Consider the following 22,604-nt stretch of genomic DNA (forward strand, 5'->3'; position numbering starts at 1 on the left):
TGTTATTCGGCGTTTTGCGGTTTTCAGGCCTGATGGGGAACGACCATCAGGCTTATAGTCTGTCCGTGCCGAGTAGCAATCGAGAGGGAGGGGAAGCCTCCCATTTATTTTAGTTAGTTAAGCGCTTTATCATTCGGTTCTTTGAACAGGGCTTTCATCTCATCTGACAGTTCGAAATTCATGTTCAGGTTCTTAGGTGGAATTGGATTTTTAAACCACTTATCAAACCATTTCTCAGCTTCGCCTGAGGTCTGCGCCTTGGCGATAGTGTCGTCCATCAGCTTTTTGAACTCAGGGTCATCTTTGCGCAGCATACAGCCGTAGGCTTCCTGAGATTGTGGCTTGCCAACGATCTCCCAGTTGTCTGGTTTCTTCGCTTTCGCGCGTTCGCCAGCCAGCAGGGCGTCATCCATCATAAAGGCAACGGCGCGACCGCTTTCCAGAGTACGGAAAGAGTCACCATGGTCTTTCGCGCTGATGATGCGCATATCCATTTTTTGTTCTTCGTTCAGCTTGTGCAGCAGCACTTCTGAGGTGGTACCTGAAGTCACGACCACGGCTTTGCCTTTCAGGTCAGCGAAATCTTTGACGTCGCCGCCTTTTTTCGCCAGCAGACGGGTACCGACAACGAAAATGGTGTCAGAGAAGGCTGCTTGTTTCTGGCGCTCGACGTTGTTGGTGGTGGATCCACATTCAAAGTCGAAGGTGCCGTTTTGCAGCAGCGGGATACGGTTTTGTGAAGTAATCGGGATCAGTTTTACCTGCAGGTCAGGCTTGTTGAGTTTTTTCTTCACGGCTTCAACGATCGCGTTGGAGTAATCCTGTGAATAACCGACCACTTTTTGCTGATTATCGTAGTAAGAAAACGGTACCGATGATTCACGGTGACCGACCACGATCACGCCATTTTTGGCGATCTTATCCAGCGTGCTGCCTGCCGCGGGTGCTGCGTCTTCTGCGTGCGCCAGACCGGCGGACATTCCCATGACCAGCATGGCAGTGGCGAGCTTACGTAATTGCATATCCAACTCCTTTATCGTCTGCGCCAGGGACGCATTGATACCCATTGTGATGTTGTTATTGTTTGCTACTAAAACGTGCAGTCTTGTATGTGTTTGTTAACATTTAGTTTGGATGAATGTAAAGAATTTGCTGTGTTATTGTTTATTTTTGCGAAGTGCGCCGCACCATTTGGGGGCAAAAATATCTTGTTGCACTTTTCAGGTGCTACCGGCGCTCAACTTTGGTGCGACCAGGTTGCACATTCAGCCAAAACAGCGTTTGCCTTGTAGAACAAAGCAATAGACGTGCCAGAATGGGAAGGGATACATATTTTGGGGCCAGATAAACGAGGCGTTATCCGGCCTGGGGAGGTGGGTTACTTACGACGTTGGCGCAGGCTCATTACCACCGCACCAAAGCCAAACAGTGCGGTCAGCAGCCAGAGCGGCCAGTTACCGGTACGGGCATAAGGGGTCAGGCCCGTGGTTGGCGTCACGCTGGTGGTCAGAACCTGACGGGTAAACTGCGGGATCATCGCCTGAATCTCACCCTGAGGACCAATCACCGCCGTAATACCATTGTTGGTGCTACGCAGCAGGGGGCGCGCTAGCTCAAGGGAACGCATCCGCGCCATCTGGAAGTGCTGCCACGGGCCAATGGACTTACCAAACCAGGCATCGTTGGAGATAGTCAGCAGGTAGTCCGTATCCGGACGGAAGTTATCCCGAACCTGTTCGCCAAGAATGATTTCGTAGCAAATGGCAGCCGTCAGCTTAAAGCCGTGCGCATGCAGCTGCGGCTGCACATAAGGCCCACGGCTGAACGAAGACATTGGCAGGTCAAAGAACGGCGCTAACGGTCGCAGGATTGATTCCAGAGGGACAAACTCGCCAAACGGTACCAGATGGTTTTTGTTGTAGCGGTTGCTGGAGTCGTAGCTGTATGGACTGTCTTTACCCAGTGTGATGATGGTGTTGTAGGTGTCGTAACGATTCTGTTTGTTCAGACGCGCGTCCACGATACCGGTAATCAGTGTGCTGTTTTTCGATTTCAGCAGGTCATCCATCATGCTCAGAAAACGCTGCTGGTTAATTTCCAGATCCGGAATAGCGGATTCTGGCCAGATGATTAGCTGTGATTTGCCCATCTCGGGTTGGGTGGCGTCGAGATAAATCTTCAGGGTGTTGAGTAACTGACCTTCATCCCATTTAAGCGACTGCGGAATGTCGCCCTGCACCATCGAGACCTGGGTGGTTTTTTCCGGCTCAAGCGTGTACCACTGGATATAGCGCAGTGGAAAAGGCAGAGCAAAGAGCACGAATGCGAAAACCAGCGGCTTCCAGTTACGCGTCACCAGCGCCAGCGCCAACAGGCCGCTAACCATCATCAGCAGGAAGTTAATCGCCTCAACGCCCATTACCGGCGCCAGCCCCTTTAACGGACCGTCGATCTGGCTATAACCGAACTGCAGCCACGGGAAGCCGGTCAGTACCCAACCGCGCAGGAATTCCGTGATTTGCCAGACTACCGGCGCGGCAATTGCCACCCGCAGCCAGGTGGTTTTCGGCCACAAGCGCGCCAACACGCCGGCAAACAGACCGGTGTAGAGGGAAAGGTATGCGGCAAGCAGAACCACGAGGAAAATGTTAACCGGGCCGGGCATACCGCCAAACTGCGCGATACTGACGTAAACCCAGTTGATGCCTGAGCCAAATAGTCCCAGTCCCCAGAAATAGCCGATAGCGGCAGACTGGAGCGGACGGCGGTTGAAGGTGAGAGCCTGCAGGCCCATCAGCGAAACAATCGCAGCGGGCCAGATGTCATACGGTGAGAAAGCCAGTGTCCCGCAGGCACCGAATAATAACGCCAGCAGCAGGCGAATGCGCTGGCGTTCAATTAATGGGGCAAATGCCATGTAGTCTTAGATCCAGTTTCGGGTTTATTCGTCCAGTTTTGGCTGGGGTGAGTCGTCCGGAATTCTGACATGAACCTGAATAATACGGCGGCTGTCGGCCATTGCCACTTTAAACTGGTAACCATCAATGTCGATAGTTTCCCCACGCGCGGGCAGATGACCAAAGGCCTGCATGACCAGCCCGCCAATGGTATCGACTTCTTCGTCGCTAAAGTGGGTCCCGAAAGCTTCGTTGAAGTCTTCAATCGATGCCAGCGCGCGAATAGTCCAGGTGTGGCGACTGAGCTGACGGAAATCAATATCGTCTTCTTCGTCGTACTCATCTTCAATTTCACCGACAATCAGTTCAAGGATGTCCTCAATGGTCACCAGACCTGAGACACCGCCAAACTCGTCGATGACGATAGCCATATGATAACGCTGGGAGCGGAACTCTTTCAGCATGCGGTCAACCCGCTTGCTTTCAGGTACGACAACCGCCTGGCGTAACACTTTCTCCATGCTGAAGGCTTCGGCATCGCTGCGCATAAACGGCAGCAAATCTTTGGCCATCAGAATCCCTTCAATGTGATCCTTGTCTTCGCTAATCACCGGGAAACGCGAGTGAGCAGACTCGATAATGACATCGAGACATTCATCCAGGGTCTGGTTGCGTTTCAGGGTAATCATCTGAGAGCGAGGGATCATGATGTCGCGCACGCGTTGGTCCGCAATATCCATTACCCCTTCGAGCATATCGCGCGTATCTTCATCGATAAGGTCGTTTTGCCCGGAATCACGGATCAGCTCCAACAGTTCGTCGCGGTTTTTCGGTTCACCGTGGAAAAGTTGGCTCAGTAACAGGGAAAAAAATCCCTTTTTGCTGTTTAAGGTGTCACTACTGTGTGAATTGTCGTCGCTCATGGCGTCGTATGGGTTCTCATGTTAGTTAATACAAAGCGCGTCATGCGTATACTCAGCTGTTGACGGCATGTTTTGCCTGATGCGCAACGCTTATCAGGCCTACGAAAGGCATGAATGTAGGCCGGATAAGGCGCAAGCGGCGCCATCCGGCAAGCTACTATTCTGCAATCTTCTCGGCAATGTACGGATCCTCATAGCCCAGAGCAAGCATAATCTCTGTTTCGAGGGATTCCATTTCTTCCGCTTCATCGTCTTCAATATGGTCGTAGCCGAGTAAATGCAAGCTTCCGTGCACCACCATGTGCGCCCAGTGGGCCTCAAGCGGCTTACCTTGTTCCTGCGCTTCTTTCTCGACGACCTGACGGCAGATGATCAAATCACCCAGCAGCGGCATCTCAATGCCCGGCGGGGCTTCAAACGGGAAAGAGAGCACGTTGGTGGATTTATCTTTCCCGCGATAGGTCAGGTTGAGCTCATGGCTTTCCGCGTCATCGACCAGACGAATGGTTACTTCAGACTCTTCCTGAAACTGCGGGATCACCGCATCCAGCCACCCCTGAAACTGACTTTCTGTGGGTAAACCGGATTCGTCTTCACATGCCAGCTGTAAATCGAGAATAACCTGACTCATTTTTGTTCCTGCTCCTGAGCTTCGCGCTTGCGTTCTGCAGCCTGCTCGGCTTTACGTTTCTGTTCTGCTTCTTCCCAGGCTTCATACGCCGTGACGATACGAGCCACCACCGGATGGCGAACCACGTCTTCGCTATGGAAGAAATTAAAACTAATCTCGTCGACCTCAGCCAGCACTTCAATGGCATGACGCAGACCGGACTTGGTGCTACGCGGCAGGTCAATCTGGGTGATATCGCCGGTGATAACCGCTTTGGAGTTAAAGCCGATACGGGTCAGGAACATTTTCATCTGTTCGATGGTGGTGTTCTGGCTCTCATCAAGAATGATGAACGCATCGTTGAGTGTACGTCCGCGCATATAGGCCAGCGGTGCAACTTCAATGACGTTACGTTCAATCAGCTTTTCAACCTTCTCAAAACCGAGCATTTCGAACAGCGCGTCATACAGCGGTCGTAAATAGGGATCGACTTTCTGGCTGAGATCCCCCGGCAGGAATCCCAGTTTTTCGCCCGCTTCCACTGCCGGACGGGTCAGCAGAATACGACGGATCTCCTGACGCTCAAGCGCATCAACCGCAGCGGCAACAGCGAGATACGTTTTACCCGTACCCGCAGGGCCAACGCCGAAGGTGATGTCGTGATCGAGGATATTCGCAATGTACTGTGCCTGGTTCGGCGTACGCGGCTTAATTACCCCGCGCTTGGTTTTGATGTTCACCGCTTTGCCAAATTCAGGCACGCTGTCTGCGCTTTGCTCAAGCACACGCGCTTCTTTGATCGCCAGATGAATTTGTTCAGGCTCGATGTCCTGCGTCTGACCGCGCATTGGGGCGGTATCGACGTACAGACTACGTAAAATATCTGCCGCAGCGGTGACGCAAATTGGGCGGCCGGTCAGTTTAAAGTGGTTATCACGGCGGTTAATTTCGATGCCGAGGCGACGTTCCAGCTGTTTGATGTTGTCATCAAATGGGCCGCAAAGGCTCAACAGGCGGGCGTTGTCTGCGGGTTCAAGGGTGATTTCGCGAGTGTCTATGTTCAAACTGTTCCTCTTATGCATGTCTCGCCGGACGCTGAACATTTACCGGCATCTAAGGAAATTATTCACGCCATGGGGGAAAGGCGCAAGCATTGCAATAAATATGGGGATGCCAGGGAAGATTACAAGGCCTGCCGGGACAGCGAGCCCAGAAGTGTAGGCCCGATAAGTGTAGCGGTATCGGGCCTTTTTTACGTCTTTCAGCAGGATTAAGGCTGATAAATACCAACACCCAGATCGTTTTCTTTGCGGGTACGCGCAATGACCGATTCAGGGGATTCTGCGATGCGCAGGCCCATTTCGTCTTCGGTACGCACCACTTTTCCGCGCAGGGAGTTCGTCCAGACATCGGTAATTTCAACATCCACAAACTTACCGACCATATCCGGGGTACCTTCAAAGTTCACCACGCGGTTATTTTCGGTACGCCCTGACAGTTCCATAATGCTCTTACGCGATGTGCCTTCAACCAGGATGCGCTGGGTCGTACCAACCATACGACGGCTCCAGGCCATAGCTTGCTGGTTAATACGCTCCTGTAGAATGTACAGACGCTGTTTCTTCTCTTCTTCTGGTACGTCATCAACCATATCGGCGGCAGGGGTGCCAGGACGCGCAGAGAAGATAAAGCTGTAGCTCATGTCAAAATTGACGTCAGCGATCAGCTTCATGGTCTGCTCGAAATCCTGCGTGGTTTCACCTGGGAAGCCAACGATGAAGTCGGAGCTAATCTGGATATCCGGACGCGCAGCGCGCAGTTTGCGGATGATCGCTTTGTATTCCAGCGCCGTGTGGGTACGTCCCATCAGGTTCAGTACGCGGTCTGAGCCGCTCTGTACCGGCAGGTGCAGGAAGCTCACCAGCTCTGGCGTATCGCGATAAACTTCAACGATATCATCGGTGAATTCGATCGGATGGCTGGTGGTGAAGCGGATACGATCAATGCCGTCGATCGCTGCTACCAGACGCAGCAGATCGGCAAAGGATCCGATCGTGCCGTCGTAGTTTTCACCACGCCAGGCGTTCACGTTTTGCCCCAGCAGGTTCACTTCACGCACGCCTTGGGCTGCCAGTTGGGCGATTTCAAACAGAATATCATCCGCCGGACGGCTGACTTCCTCACCGCGGGTGTAGGGAACCACGCAGTAAGTACAATATTTATTACAACCTTCCATGATGGACACAAACGCGCTTGGACCTTCAGCACGCGGTTCCGGCAGGCGGTCGAACTTTTCGATCTCCGGGAAACTGATATCAACCACCGGGCTACGGGTCGTGCTTCCACGCACTTTGTTGATCATTTCCGGCAGGCGATGCAGCGTTTGCGGCCCAAAAATAATATCGACGTAATGCGCACGCTGGCGAATATGATCGCCTTCCTGAGACGCAACACAGCCACCGACCCCAATGATGAGCTTGGGATTTTTCTCTTTTAACAGTTTCCAGCGGCCCAGTTGATGGAACACTTTTTCCTGAGCCTTCTCACGGATTGAGCAGGTATTCAGCAGCAGCACATCCGCTTCTTCCGCCACGTCAGTCAGTTGATACCCATGAGTGGCATCCAGCAGATCGGCCATCTTCGATGAATCGTATTCGTTCATCTGACAGCCCCAGGTTTTAATATGGAGTTTTTTGGTCATCGACTTGCTCTTGCGAAATTGTGGCTGAAATGCAGGGCGCATAGTGTACTGCTTTGGCGCGGTTGTGACCAGTATGACGGATGTCAGCCTCAAGGGGTAAAAAATCCTGTAAACTTACACAATACATGTAACTGGAAAATTGACCATGACAAATCAACCAACGGAAATTGCCATTGTCGGCGGGGGGATGGTCGGCGGCGCGCTGGCGCTGGGACTGGCGCAGCATGGATTTTCGGTAACGGTGATTGAACATGCCGCTCCTGCGCCGTTTGTTGCTGGCGGACAGCCTGATGTCAGAATTTCGGCTATTAGCTCCGCCTCCGTGTCGTTGCTGAAAGGGCTGGGCGTCTGGGATACGGTTCAGGGAATGCGTAGCCATCCTTACCGTCGTCTGGAAACGTGGGAATGGGAAAATGCCCATGTGATGTTTGATGCCGCCGAGCTTAAGCTGCCTCTGTTGGGCTATATGGTGGAGAACACGGTCCTGCAACAGGCGCTCTGGCAGGCGCTGGAAGTTCACCCTAAAGTTACGCTGCGCGTGCCGGCGTCGCTTCTCTCTTTGCATCAACATCACGATCGGCATGAACTTGAACTGGCAGACGGTGAAAAAATCAGCGCGAAGCTGGTTATCGGCGCGGATGGTGCAAATTCTCAGGTGCGGAAAATGGCCGGGATTGGCATTCATGCCTGGCAGTATGCGCAGTCCTGTATGTTGATTACCGTGCAATGCGAGCATTCGCCGGGAGACAGCACCTGGCAGCAATTTACCCCTGACGGTCCGCGCGCGTTTTTACCGTTGTTCGATAACTGGGCCTCGCTGGTGTGGTACGACTCACCAGCTCGCATCCGCCAATTGCAAGCGCTAAATATGCCGCAACTGCAGGCGGAGATCGCTAAACATTTCCCTTCACGACTCGGTAACGTTACGCCTGTGGCGGCGGGGGCATTCCCACTTACGCGTCGTCATGCGCTGCAATATGTGCAACCGGGGCTGGCGCTGGTAGGTGATGCCGCGCATACCATTCACCCACTGGCGGGGCAGGGCGTTAATCTGGGTTTTCGTGATGTCGATGCGTTGATTGATGTGCTGGTGAATGCGCGCAGCTACGGTGAATCCTGGGCCAGTCAGCCGGTGCTCAAGCGTTATCAGAATCGCCGTATGACTGACAATTTCATCATGCAAAGCGGTATGGATCTGTTCTATGCCGGATTCAGCAATAACCTGCAGCCGCTGCGTATCATGCGTAATCTCGGGCTCATGGCCGCAGAGCGCGCTGGCGTACTGAAACGTCAGGCACTGAAGTATGCGTTAGGGTTGTAGTGCCGTTAAACCAGGCGCGAAAACAGAGTTTCTCTACCTTCCTTACCTGGAAAGAACCCTTGATACCAAACACTTCCGGTGTTGGTTGTCAGGGGTTCACATTGCCATTGATGAGTGGCAACGCAATACAAAGCTCTGGTGCTAATACCTGCGAAGATGAGCAGGCAAGCCAGCACAAACAGCGCCGCAACCGTATTTCCCCCATTGGCATAATCATGCGCCAGTATGGCAATACAGGCAATTTGCAGGCAGAGCTTGCCGCTAAACCCATAGATAAAAAACTGGCGAAGCCGTGCTTGTGAAAAGAAGCAGGGATTTTTCAGTACAGATCGCTGTTCCTGAGCGGGAAAGCCGTGGATATAGACCATCCACTGAGTATTCTCCGTCAGCGTTAAGGCCGTACCGGCTTCATTAAGTCGGTGAAGATGCATTGACACAATAACCGGGAATACGATGCCAATCAGAACGAAGTAGGTTATCAGTGACGAAATGCCGATAAAGCTGAGACCAACCGCGAGAAGAAAAAACAACAGGGCAGTTATTCGCATGAAAAACAGAGGGAAAATCTGATAATTCATCACAAGCTCCTTTTGTGCAAAAAAGGCATTCTAGCATTAAGCTTTTGGGCGCTTGTGCAGGAGAGGGTGTTTTTAGGATTTTATAAAAGCAAAAAGCTCGCCGAAGCGAGCTTTTTTAATATGGCTGGGGTACGAGGATTCGAACCTCGGAATGCTGGTATCAGAAACCAGAGCCTTACCGCTTGGCGATACCCCAACGGGTGCACCCACAAAGTGGACGACTTTTTGAAATTGGCTGGGGTACGAGGATTCGAACCTCGGAATGCTGGTATCAGAAACCAGAGCCTTACCGCTTGGCGATACCCCAACAATTTTTTGGATTTACCGAACGAGTCGATACGTCCTTAATATGGTGGCTACGACGGGATTCGAACCTGTGACCCCATCATTATGAGTGATGTGCTCTAACCAGCTGAGCTACGTAGCCAGATACTATCATATTCTTCGATGGCTGGGGTACCTGGATTCGAACCAGGGAATGCCGGTATCAAAAACCGGTGCCTTACCGCTTGGCGATACCCCAATGACCGTTGCGGTGAACCGCTATATCGAAGAAAAAATGGCTGGGGTACCTGGATTCGAACCAGGGAATGCCGGTATCAAAAACCGGTGCCTTACCGCTTGGCGATACCCCATCCGTGCAACGCTTACGGGTGAATGGTGCGGGAGGCGAGACTTGAACTCGCACACCTTGCGGCGCCAGAACCTAAATCTGGTGCGTCTACCAATTTCGCCACTCCCGCAAAAAAAGATGGTGGCTACGACGGGATTCGAACCTGTGACCCCATCATTATGAGTGATGTGCTCTAACCAGCTGAGCTACGTAGCCATCTTTTTTTTCGCGTAACCTTATCGGCGTTGCGGGGCGCATTATGCGTATTGAGCCTTGAAGCGTCAACCCCTTTTTCATTGAAAATAGCTGGAATGTGACTGTTTGGTTAGGTTGCGAACAGCATGACGCAATATTCGGCAATTATTAGTTATTAATTGTTTTTTTGCACAGAAAACAGACATAAAAAAAGAGCCCCGCAGGGCCCTTTTCTCAGGATTAACTTATTTATAAGCGGACTGGTGTACGCCAACCGCACGACCAGACGGATCGTTCATGGTTTTAAACGCTTCATCCCATTCGATCGCTTTAGCGGAAGAACAGGCTACAGACGGCCCGCCAGGTACGCATTCCGCAGCGCTCGCAACCGGGAACAACTCTTCGAAAATCTCACGGTACAAATACGCTTCTTTAGATGATGGCGTGTTGTATGGGAAACGGAAGCTGGCGGTTTCCAGTTGTTGGTCAGAAACTTGTTCAGCAGCGACTTCTTTCAGTGTATCAATCCAGCTGTAACCGACACCGTCAGAGAACTGCTCTTTCTGACGCCACGCGACGCTTGCTGGCAGGTAGGACTCAAAACATTCGCGCAGAACGTGTTTTTCCATTTTGCCGTTGCCGCACATTTTGTCCTGCGGGTTGATGCGCATCGCCACATCAAGGAATTTCTTATCCAGAAACGGCACGCGTGCCTCCACGCCCCAGGCTGACATCGCTTTGTTGGCACGGGCGCAGTCGAACATATGCAGTGCCTGCAGCTTGCGCACGGTTTCTTCGTGCAGTTCTTTTGCATCTGGCGCTTTGTGGAAATAGAGATAACCGCCAAATACTTCGTCCGAACCTTCGCCCGACAGCACCATTTTAATGCCCATCGCTTTAATTTTACGCGACATTAAGTACATTGGCGTCGAGGCGCGAATCGTCGTGACATCGTAAGTTTCGATGTGATAAATCACGTCGCGGATAGCATCCAGACCTTCCTGCACGGTGAAGTGGATCTCGTGGTGCACGGTACCCAAATGGTTTGCCACCTCTTGCGCAGCTTTCAGATCCGGAGCGCCTTCCAGGCCGACGGCGAAGGAGTGCAGCTGTGGCCACCAGGCTTCGCTACGTTCCTGATCTTCAACACGGCGTGCCGCGTATTTTTTAGTGATCGCGGAAATGACGGATGAATCCAGACCGCCGGACAGCAGTACTCCATAAGGAACATCAGACATCAGGTGGCTTTTCACCGCATCTTCCAGCGCCTGGCGCAGCTCGTTTTTATCGGTAACGTTGTCTTTGACTGCATCGTATTCAAACCAGTCGCGCTGGTAGTACTGACGAATTTCGCCGTCTTTACTCCATAAATAACTACCGGCCGGGAATTCTTTGATTGTGCGGCAGACAGGAACCAGCGCTTTCATTTCAGACGCAACATAGAAGTTACCGTGTTCGTCGTAACCCATATACAGCGGGATGATCCCAATATGATCGCGACCGATCAGATAAGCGTCCTGCTCGCTGTCATACAGGGCAAAAGCAAACATGCCTTGCAGATCATCCAGAAACTCTGGGCCTTTTTCCTGATACAGCGCGAGGATAACTTCGCAATCGGAACCGGTCTGGAACTGATAGCGATCGCCGTACTCAGCGCGCAGCGCCTGGTGGTTATAAATTTCACCGTTAACCGCCAGGATATGCGTTTTCTTCACGTTGTACAGCGGCTGAGCACCGGCGTTGACGTCGACGATGGACAGACGTTCGTGTGCCAGAATGGCGTTATCACTGGCATAAATACCCGACCAGTCCGGGCCGCGATGGCGCATCAGACGAGACAATTCCAGGGCTTTTTTACGCAGTTCAACTGCGTCAGTTTTAATATCGAATACGCCAAAAATAGAACACATAACCTTCTCCGTTAACCTGTTGCGTGATGCTTTTTATGTTTGCTTGATAAAGAAAATGCCGCAAAGCGGGAGAGGGCGCAAGCGAATTGCGGGTCAGAAAATAAAAACTGCAATGGTCATTGTGGATTGGTGAAAAAAGATTACAGAATAGACGTGTTTATTGATGAATCGACAGTTTTATGGCGGTTTTATTGAATGGAGGGGCTTCGTGGGGCGGATAAGACGATGACGCCGCCATCCGGCAATAACGCTGCATAATTGCCGAATAAGACGAACTTATGTCTTATCCGGCCTGCGAATCAAATCACATCAATTTCAGCAACAGACGGGTAAATCCAGCTTGGTCTGAACGGCATGTTGTCAATATCATCGAGCTTGGATACGCCAGACAGTACCAGGATAGTTTCCAGACCCGCCTGAAAACCTGCCAAAATATCGGTGCGCAGGTTGTCGCCAACAATGACGGTTTCTTCTGAGTGCGCCTGCATTTTGTTGAGCGCCGCGCGAATAATCCACGGGCTTGGTTTGCCGACATAAAATGGTTTACGACCTGAGATCTTCTCAATACCGGCACAGAGTGCTCCACAGGCGGGATAAAAGCCGCGACCGTGGGTATCCGGGTTAGTGGCGATAAAACGAGCGCCGTTGGCGACAAAATACGCCGCTTTATGCATCATGTCCCAGTTATAGGAACGCGTCTCGCCAACAATCACAAAATCGGGGTTCACGTCGGTAATGGTAAATCCAGCTTTATACAGTTCGTGAATTAACGCGCCTTCACCAACCACATAGGCCTTTTTTCCTTCCTGGCGACGAAGAAAATCAGCGGTAGCCATCGCGGAAGTATAAAAGACGCTATCAGGGACATTCACACCTGCGGTGGCGAAGCGGTTTGCCAGATCTTGCCCGGTCTGCGAAGGGTAGTTAGTCAGCAGGACTAACGGCAGACCTTTTTCCAGGATCCCAGTCAGAAATTCTGCCGCACCCGGTACAGCAACATTGTCGTGCATCAGCACGCCGTCGATATCACAAATTACATTCTTAATGGCCATGGACAATCCGACATTAAAAAAAGAAGGCATTACTATACACAAAATACACTACATCATTCGAGTCGCATCAAGGCGGCAAGTCTGCGAACCTCCGGAGCTTACTGAAGTAAGTGACCGGGGTGAGCAGATGCAGCTAACGCAGAGGCAGCTTGAAGGATGAAGTGTATTAGCTTTCCAGCAAACGTTGCAGCAAAGTCCCGTTAAGCATTGCGCGTTTCACCAGCGCAAAGGCGCCAATGGCGGAGCGGTGATCCAGCGTGGACCGAACCACCGGTAAATTATGGCGAAACGCCTTCAACGCCTGCGTGTTGATACAGCTTTCTATTGCAGGCAGCAGCACTTTATCAGCCTCGGTAATTTCGCCCGCAATGACGATTTTCTGCGGATTAAAGAGGTTGATGGCGATAGCGATGGTTTTACCCAGATGGCGGCCAACATGCTCGATGACTTCTGCTGCCAGATTATCGCCTTTATTCGCTGCCTTACAGATGGCTTTGATACTGCAATCATCCAGCGTGAGCCGGCTTGGATAGCCTTGCTTTAGCAAGTTTTGTACGCGGTGTTCGATAGAGGCGTTGGCCGCAATGGTTTCCAGACAGCCGAAATTACCGCAGTGACAGCGCTCACCCAGCGGCTCAACCTGAATATGACCAATCTCACCGACGTTGCCATTGCGACCGATGAAAATGCGGCCATTGGAAATAATTCCCGCGCCGGTTCCGCGGTGCACTCGCACCAAAATGGAGTCTTCGCAATCCTGGCTTGCCCCGAAATAGTGCTCAGCCAGAGCCAGGCTGCGAATATCGTGACCAACAAAGCAGGTAACTTTGAAGCGTTTTTCGAGCGCTTCGACCAGCCCCCAGTTTTCGACCTGAATGTGTGGCATATAGCGGATGACGCCGCTTTCAGGATCGACAAGGCCTGGCAGAATGACAGAAATTGCGATCAACTCGCGGATTTTCCGCTGGCAGCTCTCAATAAAGATGGCAATGGTGTTGAGCAGCGCATATTCCAGCGTTTCCTGGGTGCGCTCCGGGAGAGGGTAATGCTCTTCGGCGACCACTTTACTGCTCATATCATAGAGAGTGAGCGTCGTATCGTGGCGACCCAGGCGTACGCCAATGGCGTGGAAATTGCGGGTTTCTGTGACGATAGAGATAGCGCGGCGGCCCCCGGTGGAGGCCTGCTGATCGACTTCTTTGATCAGCCCGCGTTCGATCAACTGACGCGTAATTTTGGTTACGCTGGCGGGGGCAAGCTGGCTTTGCTCGGCAATTTGAATTCGCGAGATTGGCCCATGCTGGTCAATCAGGCGATAAACCGCCGCGCTGTTAAGCTGTTTTACGAGATCAACATTACCTATTTGAGCTTGTCCGCCTGGTGTCATTCTTTCTCTTACTCAGTAACGACCTCGTTGCCATTAACGATGGTCTTGATAATTTTAAAGTCGTGCGTGAACGCAGTCAGGTTGGCTACTTTGCCTGGCGCGATACTGCCGAGTTGTTTGTCGACGCCAATGGCGCGAGCAGGGTAGAGCGTTGCCATGCGCAGGACTTCGTCGAGAGCGATATTCGCATGTTCGACCAGATTGCGTACACCTTCAATCATGGTTAATGATGAACCGCTCAACGTACCGTTCTCATCAACACACAGTCCATTGCGGTAGTATATTGTTTTACCAGCGAAAATGAACTGTTCAATGTTTGCACCTGCTGGCGCGGTCGCGTCAGTGACCAGGCACAGCTTGTCGCCTTTCAGGCGCTTAGCATTACGAATGTTAACGTAATCAACGTGCAGGCCATCGGCGATGATACCGCAGTAGATATCGGCTTCATCAAGAATTGCGCCCGCCAGACCTGGTTCACGACCGGTAATGTACGGCATCGCGTTGAACAAATGGGTCGCAAAGCTGATGCCTGCGCGGAAACCGATTTTGGCTTCTTTGACCGTTGCATTGGAGTGACCCGCAGAAACCACGATACCGGCATTAACCAGTTTGGTGATGACCTCTACCGGGACCATTTCTGGTGCCAGTGTGACTTTGGTGATCACATCCGCATTATCGCACAGGAAATCAACCAACGCAGCGTCCGGCTGACGGACAAATCCAGGATTATGGGTACCTTTTTTCACAAGGTTCAGCCACGGGCCTTCAAGATGAAGTCCTAATGCCTGATTCGGGTGTTTCGCCAGGTATTCACGCATCACGCGAACACCCTGTTTCATCAGGTCATCGCTGGTGGTGATAAGCGTTGGTAAATAGTTGGTGCAGCCAGATTTTTCATTGGCTTTCTGCATGATTTCCAGCGTTTCAACGGTCACGGCTTCTGCCGTATCGTTAAACTGTACACCGCCGCAGCCGTTGAGCTGTACATCAATAAAACCGGGGGAAACAATGGCCCCATTCAGTGAGCGCTGTTCAATTCCTGATGGTAACTCAGCCAGTGGGCAAACGCTGTCAATCAGGCCATTGGCGACAACAATCGCATGGTCATCAAGAATTTCGTGACCGGTAAAGATCCGGCCCTGGGTTAAAGCATACATTCCGACCCCCGATTTCAAAAAATGCCGCCCTGCAACTCATCGACAGGGCGGAGACATCAATTACAGACCTTTAATATTTTCCGCTTCTAACTCGTTGAAGTATTTCAGCGTCTTCACTTTCAGTTCCATGGTGGAAGGCTCATCGCAGACCACAACGGCTTTTGGATGCAACTGCAAGCAGCTGATGGTCCACATGTGGTTAACGTTGCCTTCAACGGCGGCTTGCAGCGCCTGTGCTTTCTGGTGGCCCAGAACCAGGATCATCACCTCTTCGGCATCCAGCAGGGTACCCACGCCAACGGTCAGCGCATATTTAGGCACCTGGCTTACGTCGCCGTCAAAGAAGCGTGAGTTAGCAACACGTGTGTCGTGAGTCAACGTTTTGATACGGGTACGGGAAGCCAAAGAGGAAGCCGGTTCGTTGAACGCGATGTGACCATCGTTGCCTACACCGCCCATAAACAGGTGGATTTTACCGTAAGAACGGATTTTTTCTTCATACTGACGGCATTCTGCATCAATATCCGGCGCATTACCATTGAGGAGGTTGATGTTTTCTGCTGGAATATCAACGTGATCAAAGAAATTGCGGTGCATAAAGCTGTGGTAGCTTTCCGGATGCTCTTTCGGCAGGCCAACATATTCGTCCATATTGAAAGTAACAACATGCTTGAAGCTCACCTGGCCCGCTTTGTGCATTTCAACCAATGCTTTATAAGCTGTCAGCGGAGTACCGCCAGTCGGCAGGCCCAGAACGAACGGACGATCTGCCGTTGGTTTGAACGCGTTAATACGGTTAACGATATGGCGAGCAGCCCATTTGCCGACTTGTTCAGCGGTATTCAGGGGGATCAGTCTCATTCTTCACCTCAAAAGTAAATGTAAGCAATTGGCGGATTGAGTCTCTGTGCAGTATTAAGCGTAACCTGGTTTTGCATCGGTAAGGATCAATCCGTTTCGATTTTTTGAATGATAAAATAAGTTTTCGTAGTTAGCCAGTGGAAGGGAGGGTTAATAACGATATTTGGTGACTGAAATCACAAAAAACACGCGTTTAATTTGCGATACGAATTAATTTTTCACACACTCTGAATGTAGATGAATGGTTAATATCGTTGTTCCAGAATCTTGCTGTCAGGAATGGTCACACAATAAAAATATGGCTTCAAAGAAGCCTAATCGGGGTCTCGTAGGGGGAATAAAATGAATATTTTAGGTTTTTTCCAGCGGCTGGGTAGGGCGTTACAGCTCCCCATCGCTGTGCTGCCAGTCGCGGCACTGCTGCTGCGATTCGGCCAACCAGATTTACTTAACGTACCCTTCATCGCGCAAGCGGGTGGGGCCATCTTTGATAACCTCGCGTTAATATTTGCGATCGGTGTTGCTTCCAGTTGGTCAAAAGACAGCGCAGGTGCAGCAGCGCTGGCAGGTGCGGTCGGTTATTTCATATTGACCAAAGCAATGGTTACCATTAACCCTGCAATCAATATGGGCGTGCTGGCTGGTATCATCACCGGTCTGGTCGGCGGTGCCGTGTATAACCGCTGGTCTGGTATCAAACTGCCTGACTTCCTGAGCTTCTTTGGCGGCAAACGCTTCGTGCCGATCGCCACTGGCTTCTTCTGTCTGGTGTTGGCTGCTATCTTCGGTTACGTATGGCCACCGGTACAGAATGCCATCCATGCGGGTGGTGAGTGGATCGTGGACGCTGGCGCGCTGGGTTCCGGTATCTTTGGTTTCATCAACCGTCTGCTGATCCCAACCGGTCTGCATCAGGTGCTGAATACTATCGCCTGGTTCCAGATTGGCGAATTTACTAACGCTGCAGGTACCGTATTCCACGGTGACATCAACCGCTTCTACGCGGGTGACGGCACTGCGGGTATGTTCATGTCTGGCTTCTTCCCGATCATGATGTTTGGTCTGCCGGGTGCGGCGCTGGCGATGTACTTCGCGGCTCCGAAAGCACGTCGTCCGATGGTTGGCGGTATGCTGCTGTCCGTTGCGATCACCGCGTTCCTGACCGGTGTTACCGAGCCGCTGGAATTCCTGTTCATGTTCCTGGCTCCGCTGCTGTACCTCCTGCACGCACTGTTAACGGGTATCAGCCTGTTCGTTGCAACACTGCTGGGGATCCACGCAGGCTTCTCCTTCTCCGCAGGTGCTATCGACTACGTGTTGATGTACAACCTGCCGGCAGCAAGCCAGAACGTCTGGATGCTGGTGGTGATGGGTCTGGTGTTCTTCGTTATCTACTTTGTGTTGTTCAGCGCGGTTATTCGTATGTTTAACCTGAAAACGCCGGGCCGCGAAGATAAAGAAGACGATATCGTTACTGAAGAAGCCAACAGCAACACTGAAGAAGGTTTGGCTCAACTGGCAACCAGCTACATTGCAGCGGTTGGCGGCACTGATAACCTGAAAGCGATTGATGCCTGTATCACTCGTCTGCGTCTGACCGTTGCCGACTCCGGTCGCGTAAACGATGCGATGTGTAAACGTTTAGGAGCATCGGGTGTCGTTAAGCTGAATAAGCAAACAATTCAGGTCATCGTGGGTGCGAAAGCTGAATCCATCGGCGACGAAATGAAGAAAGTTGTCGCGCGTGGCCCGGTGGCAGCAGCGTCTGGTGAAAGTGCGCCAGCAGCAGCGGCTCCGGTAGCAAAACCGCAGGCTGTAGCGAATGCAGTCACCGTTGAAGCGCTGGTTTCTCCGATTACCGGTGACGTAGTTGCGCTGGAGCAGGTTCCTGATGAAGCCTTCGCCAGCAAAGCTGTAGGCGACGGCGTGGCGGTGAAACCAACGGATAAAATCGTGGTTGCTCCGGCTGCGGGCACCATCGTGAAAATCTTCAACACTAACCATGCGTTCTGCCTGGAAACTGTTAAAGGCGCGGAAATCGTGGTCCATATGGGCATCGACACCGTCGCGCTGGAAGGTAAAGGCTTTAAGCGTCTGGTTGAAGAAGGTGCGGAAGTTACTGCAGGCCAACCGATTCTGGAAATGGATCTGGAGTTCCTGAACGCTAACGCACGTTCTATGATAAGCCCGGTTGTGTGCAGCAACAGCGATGATTTCGGCGCTCTGGTCATTAAAGCCGAAGGTCATGTGGTTGCCGGTCAAACACCACTGTATGAGATTAAAGGTAAGTAACTGCTCCTGAGTAAAGTGAGTTAAGTGCCTTAAGCGGCGGGGGATAGTCCTCCGCCGCTTTTTTTTGCAGCAATCGGCCCCAATATTTTCGTTTGATACGTATTTTACGTAACTAAGGGTTGTCAGTCTGCCTGGCTTATAAGATCATACTCCGTTATACGTTGTTTACGCTTTGAGGAATCCACGATGAGTGAGGCTGAAGCCCGCCCGAGTAACTTTATTCGTCAGATCATCGATGAAGATCTGGCCAGTGGTAAGCACACCACTATCCATACCCGTTTTCCGCCGGAGCCAAATGGCTATCTGCACATTGGCCACGCGAAATCCATTTGTCTGAACTTTGGCATTGCGCAAGATTACCAGGGCCAGTGCAACCTGCGTTTTGATGATACGAACCCGGTTAAAGAAGATATCGAGTACGTTGAGTCGATTAAAAACGACGTTGAATGGTTAGGTTTCCACTGGACTGGCGACATTCGCTACTCTTCGGATTACTTCGATCAGCTTCACGCCTATGCGGTAGAGCTTATTAATAAAGGGCTGGCGTACGTTGACGAACTGTCAGCGGACGAAATCCGCGAATACCGTGGCACGCTGACTCAGCCAGGCAAAAACAGCCCGTACCGCGATCGTAGCGTTGAAGAGAACCTGGCGCTGTTCGAAAAAATGCGTACCGGTGGCTTTGAAGAAGGTAAGGCCTGCCTGCGTGCGAAAATCGATATGGCTTCGCCGTTTATCGTGATGCGCGATCCGGTGCTGTACCGCATTAAGTTCGCCGAACACCACCAGACCGGCAACAAGTGGTGCATCTACCCGATGTACGACTTTACCCACTGCATCAGCGATGCGCTGGAAGGCATTACGCATTCACTGTGTACGCTGGAGTTCCAGGATAACCGTCGTCTGTACGACTGGGTGCTAGACAACATCACCATTCCGGTTCATCCGCGCCAGTACGAATTCTCGCGCCTGAATCTGGAATACACCGTGATGTCTAAGCGCAAGCTGAACCTGCTGGTGACCGACAAGCACGTTGAAGGCTGGGACGATCCGCGTATGCCGACGATCTCTGGCCTGCGTCGTCGCGGTTACACCGCTGCCGCGATCCGTGAGTTCTGCAAACGCATTGGCGTGACCAAACAGGACAACACCATTGAGATCGCTTCTCTGGAATCCTGCATCCGCGAAGATCTGAACGAAAATGCTCCGCGCGCGATGGCGGTTATCGATCCGGTGAAACTGGTTATCGAAAACTACCCGCAGGGCGAAAGCGAGCTGGTCACTATGCCTAACCATCCGAATAAACCGGAAATGGGCAGCCGTGAAGTACCGTTTAGCGGTGAAATTTGGATCGATCGCGCAGACTTCCGCGAAGAAGCGAACAAGCAGTACAAGCGTCTGGTGATGGGTAAAGAAGTACGTCTGCGTAATGCATACGTGATCAAGGCCGAACGTGTTGAGAAAGATGCAGAAGGGAAGATTACCACCATTTTCTGCACCTACGACGCTGACACCCTGAGCAAAGATCCGGCCGATGGTCGTAAAGTTAAAGGCGTTATTCACTGGGTGAGCGCGTCCCATGCGCTACCGATTGAAATCCGTCTGTACGACCGTCTGTTTAGCGTGCCAAACCCAGGTGCGGCGGAAGACTTCCTGTCCGTTATTAACCCGGAATCGCTAGTCATTAAGCAGGGTTACGGTGAGCCGTCGCTGCAGGCTGCGGTTGCAGGTAAAGCGTTCCAGTTTGAGCGTGAAGGTTACTTCTGCCTGGACAGCCGTTATGCAACGGCTGACAAGCTGGTGTTTAACCGTACCGTTGGTCTGCGTGATACGTGGGCTAAAGCGGGTGAATAAGTCGCAACACATCCTCTCTAAACGCCGCTTCATGCGGCGTTTTTTTTCGCAAAAAAACCGTTTGACAGGCTCCGTTTGCGCAGCGAATTAATTACATGTCTGTAATAATAAATCGGCTGAATGTTTTTACGTTTAAATAACTTACCTCAATGTGAAATGGGCTGAAACCGATTTCATCTCTATGGAAAACAAGCGATTTTTTCATTTTATCAACGCTTTTTTATCTCCCAATGAAAATGTAACAGAAAGCAATGAAATATGTGCGGTTGCTCATACTATTACATACTCGTTACAGAAAGAGATTGATAATTCGCGTCGCGAAAAATAGTCTATTCATTGTAGTCACTGAGGTTTTCTTGGCGCTACTTTTTTAATTTTTGTTTTTTCGCTGTCCGCTTATATCGGCAGCATTTTTATGTCAAAGAGGATTAACATATGCGTACGTTTAGTGGCAAACGTAGTACGCTGGCGCTGGCTATCGCCGGTATCACAGCAATGTCGGGTTTTGTTGTCGCTCCGCAGGTACACGCCGAAGGATTTATTGATGACTCAACCTTAACCGGCGGCATCTATTACTGGCAGCGTGAGCGTGACCGTAAAGATGTGACCGATCATGACAAATACAAAACCAACCTTTCTCACTCCACCTGGAACGCTAACCTCGACTTCCAGTCCGGTTATGCGGCCGATATGTTTGGTATTGATATCGCAGCATTTACCGCTATTGAAATGAACGAAAGTAGCGAAAGCGGCCATCCAAACGAAATCGCATTCTCTTCCAAAAATAAAGGCTATGACGAGGATTACTCCGGCGATAAGAGCGGGATTAGCCTTTATAAAGCAGCAGCTAAATTTAAATACGGCCCAACCTGGGCGCGTGCCGGTTACATTCAACCAACCGGGCAGACTTTGCTGGCACCGCACTGGAGCTTTATGCCAGGTACCTATCAGGGGGCTGAAGCCGGTGCCAACTTCGACTATGGTGATGCTGGCGCACTAAGCTTCTCCTATATGTGGGCTAACGAATATAAAGCGCCGTGGCACACCGAAGTCGATAAATTCTATCAGGCTGATAAAAAGACCAGCGTTGATTACCTGCATTCAATCGGCGCGAAATATGACTTCAAAAATAACCTGTTACTGGAAGCGGCATTTGGTCAGTCTGAAGGCTACGTCGATCAGTACTTCGCCAAAGCCAGCTACAAATTCGATTTAGGCGGTAACCCGTTTACTACCAGCTATCAATTCTACGGCGCACGTGACAAAGTTGACGATCGCACCGTGAACGATATTTATGACGGCACGGCCTGGCTGCAGGCGCTGACCTTCGGTTATAAAGTAGCGGAAGTGGTTGACCTGCGTCTGGAAGGCACATGGGTTAAAGCAGATGGGCAGCAAGGCTACTTCCTGCAGCGTATGACCCCGACCTACGCCTCATCAAACGGTCGCCTGGACGTGTGGTGGGATAACCGTTCTGACTTCAACGCCAACGGCGAAAAGGCAGTCTTCTTCGGCGCAATGTATGACCTGAAGAACTGGAACCTGCCGGGCTGGGCAGTGGGCGCGTCCTACGTTTATGCATGGGATGCCAAACCCGCTACCTGGCAGCTCAACCCGGATGCGTACTACGACAAAAACCGCACTATCGAAGAATCTTCTTACAGCCTGGATGCGGTCTACACCCTGCAGGATGGTCGTGCGAAGGGCACTATGTTTAAACTGCACTTCACCCAGTACGACAACCATTCAGATATTCCGAGCTGGGGTGGTGGTTACGGCAACATCTTCCAGGATGAGCGTGACGTGAAATTCATCGTTATTGCTCCGTTCACTATCTTCTAATGCCAATAGCGGCAGGCCGTGTGCCTGCCGCCTCGTTGAGGAACGTGCTATGAAAAAACTGATACTCATCGCCGTTATGGCATCAGGGCTGGTGGCTTGTACGCAATCCCCTGCACCGAAAGAAGACAGCCGTCTGAAAGAAGCCTACAGCGCGTGTATTAATACCGCTCAAGGATCGCCGGAAAAAATAGAAGCCTGCCAAAGCGTGTTGAATGTACTGAAGAAAGAAAAACAGCACCAGCAGTTTGCCAATGAAGAAAGCGTACGCGTGCTGGATTATCAGCAGTGTATCCAGGCCACGCGTACGGGTAACGATCAGGCCGTTAATGCTGATTGCGATAAAGTCTGGCAGGAAATTCGCAGCAAGAATGCCGCACAGTAATTCAAAAAATGAAAAAGATAACGGGCGGA

The 22,604-nt window shown here is 51.4% G+C and carries 17 protein-coding genes and 7 tRNA genes; 5 read left to right on the plus strand and 19 right to left on the minus strand.

Annotated elements, in window-relative coordinates:
• Positions 1 to 113 precede the first annotated feature (113 nt).
• The 6 genes from gltI to miaB form a co-directional block, all read right to left on the minus strand.
• Positions 114 to 1,022, minus strand: coding sequence for a glutamate/aspartate ABC transporter substrate-binding protein GltI (gene gltI, locus OGV98_RS16210; protein ID WP_003022762.1), 909 nt, complete (start codon positions 1,020 to 1,022; stop codon positions 114 to 116).
• Between the two features lie 356 nt (positions 1,023 to 1,378).
• On the minus strand, positions 1,379 to 2,917 hold the full coding sequence (lnt, locus tag OGV98_RS16215) for an apolipoprotein N-acyltransferase (protein ID WP_048241389.1): 1,539 nt from the start codon (positions 2,915 to 2,917) through the stop codon (positions 1,379 to 1,381).
• 24 nt (positions 2,918 to 2,941) lie between these two features.
• On the minus strand, positions 2,942 to 3,820 hold the full coding sequence (gene corC, locus OGV98_RS16220) for a CNNM family magnesium/cobalt transport protein CorC (protein ID WP_003847383.1): 879 nt from the start codon (positions 3,818 to 3,820) through the stop codon (positions 2,942 to 2,944).
• A 157-nt stretch (positions 3,821 to 3,977) separates the two neighbouring features.
• Complete coding sequence (gene ybeY / locus OGV98_RS16225) at positions 3,978 to 4,451, minus strand: rRNA maturation RNase YbeY (protein WP_003022773.1); 474 nt, start codon at positions 4,449 to 4,451, stop codon at positions 3,978 to 3,980.
• Positions 4,448 to 5,494 carry a PhoH family protein gene (locus OGV98_RS16230; RefSeq protein ID WP_003022776.1) on the minus strand — a complete coding sequence of 349 codons (1,047 nt, stop codon included), beginning with the start codon at positions 5,492 to 5,494 and terminating at the stop codon, positions 4,448 to 4,450. Before OGV98_RS16230 ends, ybeY begins: the two co-directional genes overlap by 4 nt.
• A 206-nt stretch (positions 5,495 to 5,700) precedes the next feature.
• Positions 5,701 to 7,131 (minus strand): tRNA (N6-isopentenyl adenosine(37)-C2)-methylthiotransferase MiaB, encoded by a 1,431-nt coding sequence (gene miaB / locus OGV98_RS16235; RefSeq protein WP_003022779.1) that lies wholly within the window; start codon positions 7,129 to 7,131, stop codon positions 5,701 to 5,703.
• A 145-nt stretch (positions 7,132 to 7,276) separates the two neighbouring features.
• Between miaB and ubiF the strand changes: the two genes are divergently transcribed.
• On the plus strand, positions 7,277 to 8,452 hold the full coding sequence (gene ubiF, locus OGV98_RS16240; RefSeq protein ID WP_003022782.1) for a 3-demethoxyubiquinol 3-hydroxylase: 1,176 nt from the start codon (positions 7,277 to 7,279) through the stop codon (positions 8,450 to 8,452).
• A 5-nt stretch (positions 8,453 to 8,457) separates the two neighbouring features.
• On the opposite strand, the gene OGV98_RS16245 is transcribed toward ubiF, so the two are convergent.
• The 13 genes from OGV98_RS16245 to nagB form a co-directional block, all read right to left on the minus strand.
• Positions 8,458 to 9,030, minus strand: coding sequence for a hypothetical protein (locus OGV98_RS16245; RefSeq protein ID WP_048216702.1), 573 nt, complete (start codon positions 9,028 to 9,030; stop codon positions 8,458 to 8,460).
• A gap of 121 nt (positions 9,031 to 9,151) precedes the next feature.
• A tRNA-Gln gene (locus tag OGV98_RS16250) sits at positions 9,152 to 9,226 on the minus strand.
• A gap of 36 nt (positions 9,227 to 9,262) precedes the next feature.
• Positions 9,263 to 9,337: transfer RNA gene (locus OGV98_RS16255), tRNA-Gln, on the minus strand.
• Positions 9,338 to 9,380: 43 nt separating this feature from the next.
• Positions 9,381 to 9,457 (minus strand) — tRNA-Met (locus OGV98_RS16260).
• A 21-nt stretch (positions 9,458 to 9,478) separates the two neighbouring features.
• Positions 9,479 to 9,553: transfer RNA gene (locus OGV98_RS16265), tRNA-Gln, on the minus strand.
• Positions 9,554 to 9,590: 37 nt separating this feature from the next.
• Positions 9,591 to 9,665 (minus strand) — tRNA-Gln (locus tag OGV98_RS16270).
• Positions 9,666 to 9,688: 23 nt separating this feature from the next.
• Positions 9,689 to 9,773 (minus strand) — tRNA-Leu (locus OGV98_RS16275).
• Between the two features lie 9 nt (positions 9,774 to 9,782).
• Positions 9,783 to 9,859: transfer RNA gene (locus OGV98_RS16280), tRNA-Met, on the minus strand.
• Between the two features lie 224 nt (positions 9,860 to 10,083).
• Positions 10,084 to 11,748, minus strand: coding sequence for an asparagine synthase B (gene asnB / locus OGV98_RS16285; RefSeq protein ID WP_003835552.1), 1,665 nt, complete (start codon positions 11,746 to 11,748; stop codon positions 10,084 to 10,086).
• A 299-nt stretch (positions 11,749 to 12,047) separates the two neighbouring features.
• Positions 12,048 to 12,800, minus strand: a complete 753-nt coding sequence (gene nagD, locus OGV98_RS16290) for a ribonucleotide monophosphatase NagD (RefSeq protein ID WP_003022792.1) — start codon at positions 12,798 to 12,800, stop codon at positions 12,048 to 12,050.
• Between the two features lie 166 nt (positions 12,801 to 12,966).
• Positions 12,967 to 14,187, minus strand: coding sequence for a DNA-binding transcriptional regulator NagC (nagC, locus tag OGV98_RS16295; RefSeq protein ID WP_003022796.1), 1,221 nt, complete (start codon positions 14,185 to 14,187; stop codon positions 12,967 to 12,969).
• Positions 14,188 to 14,195: 8 nt separating this feature from the next.
• Positions 14,196 to 15,344: an N-acetylglucosamine-6-phosphate deacetylase gene (gene nagA, locus OGV98_RS16300; protein ID WP_003022800.1), complete on the minus strand. Its 1,149-nt coding sequence runs from the start codon at positions 15,342 to 15,344 to the stop codon at positions 14,196 to 14,198.
• Between the two features lie 60 nt (positions 15,345 to 15,404).
• Positions 15,405 to 16,205: a glucosamine-6-phosphate deaminase gene (gene nagB, locus OGV98_RS16305; protein WP_003022803.1), complete on the minus strand. Its 801-nt coding sequence runs from the start codon at positions 16,203 to 16,205 to the stop codon at positions 15,405 to 15,407.
• A 342-nt stretch (positions 16,206 to 16,547) separates the two neighbouring features.
• Between nagB and nagE the strand changes: the two genes are divergently transcribed.
• The 4 genes from nagE (at position 16,548) to OGV98_RS16325 (ending at position 22,575) form a co-directional block, all read left to right on the plus strand.
• Positions 16,548 to 18,497 carry a PTS N-acetyl glucosamine transporter subunit IIABC gene (gene nagE, locus OGV98_RS16310; protein ID WP_286551704.1) on the plus strand — a complete coding sequence of 650 codons (1,950 nt, stop codon included), beginning with the start codon at positions 16,548 to 16,550 and terminating at the stop codon, positions 18,495 to 18,497.
• A gap of 186 nt (positions 18,498 to 18,683) precedes the next feature.
• Positions 18,684 to 20,351 (plus strand): glutamine--tRNA ligase, encoded by a 1,668-nt coding sequence (gene glnS / locus OGV98_RS16315; RefSeq protein ID WP_003022809.1) that lies wholly within the window; start codon positions 18,684 to 18,686, stop codon positions 20,349 to 20,351.
• 435 nt (positions 20,352 to 20,786) lie between these two features.
• Positions 20,787 to 22,193 (plus strand): chitoporin ChiP, encoded by a 1,407-nt coding sequence (gene chiP / locus OGV98_RS16320; RefSeq protein ID WP_003835544.1) that lies wholly within the window; start codon positions 20,787 to 20,789, stop codon positions 22,191 to 22,193.
• Positions 22,194 to 22,242: 49 nt separating this feature from the next.
• Positions 22,243 to 22,575, plus strand: coding sequence for a ChiQ/YbfN family lipoprotein (locus OGV98_RS16325; protein ID WP_003022817.1), 333 nt, complete (start codon positions 22,243 to 22,245; stop codon positions 22,573 to 22,575).
• Positions 22,576 to 22,604 lie beyond the last annotated feature (29 nt).

Origin of the sequence: Citrobacter sp. Cf136, from assembly GCF_030333815.1 — a bacterium.
Classification (GTDB): domain Bacteria; phylum Pseudomonadota; class Gammaproteobacteria; order Enterobacterales; family Enterobacteriaceae; genus Citrobacter; species Citrobacter freundii.